Raw genomic sequence first — 2,381 nt, 5'->3', positions numbered from 1 at the left:
GCGCCCAGCGCCTGGGTGGCGCCGAAATAGACCCCCGCCCCCACCGCCACCAGGGCGGCGAGGATGGCCAGCCGCACCGGCCCGGTGCCGGTGCCGGGCAGCGGGAAGGTGGCCAGCATCAGCCCGCCCACCACCGCCGCCATCAGCGCCGCCGCCAGCAGCAGGCGCCAGAGGTTGCGGCGCAGCCGGCGGTCGGCGACGAAATGGCCCCGCCGCGCCAGGATGCCGGACAGCAGCCCGGCATTCACCCAGGCCGCCAGCGAGGTGGCGAGCGCGATGCCGACATGGCCGAAGAACTGCGTCAGGGTCAGCGACAGGCTGAGGTTCACCGCCACCACGGCGATGCCGATCTTGACCGGGGTGGCGGTGTCGCCGCGGGCGAAGAAGCCGGGGGCGAAGGCCTTGATCAGCACGAAGGCGGGCAGGCCGAGCGCGTAGGCGCGCAGCGCCTCGCCCACCAGCACCGCCTCCTCCGCGCCCAGCGCGCCGCGCTGGAACAGCACGCGCACGATCGGCTCGGCCAGCGCGATGAGGCCGGCGGCGGCGGGCAGCGTCAGCGCCAGGGACAGCTCCACCGCCCGGTTCATGCTGCGATGCGCCGAGAGCGGCTTGCCGCCGCGCAGCTGGCGCGAGAGCACCGGCAGCAGCGCCGTGCCCACCGCCGCCCCCACCACGCCGAGCGGCAGCTGCGCCACGCGGTCCGCATAGGTGAGGAAGCTGATGGCGCCGACCGGCAGCAGCGAGGCGATGAAGATGTCGATGGCCAGGCTGAGCTGGGTGACGCTGGCGCCCAGCACGCCGGGCACCATCCGCTTCAGCACGGCGCGCGTCTCCGCCGTCAGGCGCGGGAAGGAGAGGATGGGGAAGCCCATCCCCACCTTGTGGCAGGCCACCACCACCAGGATGAGCTGCGCCACGCCGGAGACGGTGACGCCCCAGGCCAGCGCATGCGCCGGGCTGGCCACGAAGGGGGTGAGGGCGAACAGCGCGCCGATGGCGAAGAGGTTGAACAGCAGCGGCGCGCCGGCGGCGAGGGCGAACCTGTCCACCGCGTTCAGCACGCCCGAGACCAGCGCGGTGAGGCAGATGAAGACGAGGTAGGGGAAGGTGATGCGCGACAGCTCCACCACCAGCCCGAAGCGCGAGGGGTCGTCCACCAAGCCCGGGGTGAGCACCCGCATCACCTGCGGCATGAACAGCATGCCGAGCCCCACCAGCAGCGACAGCCACAGCGTCATCAGCGTGGACATGCGGGCGGCGAGTTCGCGCGCGCGCTTCGGCCCCTCCAGCGTCAGCGTGCCGGTGAAGGCGGGCACGAAGGCGGCGTTGAAGGCGCCCTCGCCGAACAGGCGGCGGAACAGGTTGGGCAGGCGCAGCGCGATGAAGAAGGCATCGGCCATCGGCCCGGCGCCGAGGGTCGCGGCGATCAGCATGTCGCGGGCGAAGCCCAGGATTCGGCTGGCGAAGGTCCAGCCGCCGATGGTGAGGATATTGCGCAGCATCCGGGCGGGCCTGGGCGGGGCGGCCGGTGCGGCCGGCGTGACGGGAAAGGCGGGATGGCCGGGGCGCGCGGCCCCGGCCGGCTGCGCGGGGCCACGCGGCCCCGCGCCGGCGCCTCAGGCGCTGGCCACCGGCGGCACCGGGGCGCCGCCCTGGAACTGGGCATCGCCCTGGCCGCGGCGGGACTGCCACAGCGCCACGAAGTCGATCGGCGAGAGCATCACGGGCGGGAAGCCGCCATCGCGCGTCACGTCGGCCAGGATGTTGCGGGCGAAGGGGAAGAGCAGGCGCGGGCACTCGACCAGCAGCAGCGGCTCGACCAGGTTGGGCTCCACGTTCAGCGTGAAGATGCCGCAATAGGACAGCTCGGCGATGAAGGCGGGCTGGGTGGTGCCGTTCGGCGCCTGCGCCTGGGCGTCGGCGCGGATCTGCAGCTCCACCTCATAGACGTTGCCGCCCTGCTGGAGCGGGCGGGCCTGCACGTCCAGCGCCAGGTCGATGCGCGGCTGCTCGCGCAGCGTCGCGAAGATCTCCGGCGCGCCCGGCACCTCGAAGGAGAGGTCCTTGGTGTACTGCAGGTTCAGCAGCAGCGGGCCCGGCGGCACGGCGCCGTTCGGGGCGGTGGTGTTGTCGGGCGGAAGCTGGGTGTCGGACATGCGGGCCCCTGATGCGGTTGCCGGAGGGTCGGTGTTCGTTCGGGTGCGGCGGGCGGGGTGCGGCGCTGGGCCGGGCCGGCGCCGCCGGACTCGCGGCGCGGGGTAGCACGCCCCGCCCGCTCTGTCACAGCGCTTCAGGCCCGGGGGCTTCAGGCACGGAGTTCAGGAGGCACGGGATTCAGGCACGAGCGGGCTTCAGGCACGGGGGCTTCAGGCGTGGCGGCT

2 protein-coding genes are annotated in these 2,381 nt (G+C 73.8%); both read right to left on the bottom strand.

What is annotated here, in order from left to right:
- Positions 1 to 1,502: murein biosynthesis integral membrane protein MurJ (gene murJ, locus ACZJYS_RS24030; protein ID WP_493180603.1), on the bottom strand; the 1,502-nt coding region annotated here is incomplete at its 3' end.
- A gap of 114 nt (positions 1,503 to 1,616) precedes the next feature.
- Positions 1,617 to 2,156 (bottom strand): protein-export chaperone SecB, encoded by a 540-nt coding sequence (gene secB / locus ACZJYS_RS24025; protein WP_493180602.1) that lies wholly within the window; start codon positions 2,154 to 2,156, stop codon positions 1,617 to 1,619.
- Positions 2,157 to 2,381: the final 225 nt, after the last annotated feature.

The organism is Roseomonas sp. TS2 (assembly GCF_058833935.1).
This window is presented reverse-complemented; position numbering and strand designations above follow the sequence as displayed.

What these genes read in the sequence shown, in the direction of transcription:
- secB (WP_493180602.1), bottom strand. Translation starts at nt 2,156, where the DNA reads ATGTCCGACACCCAGCTTCCGCCCGACAACACCACCGCCCCGAACGGC.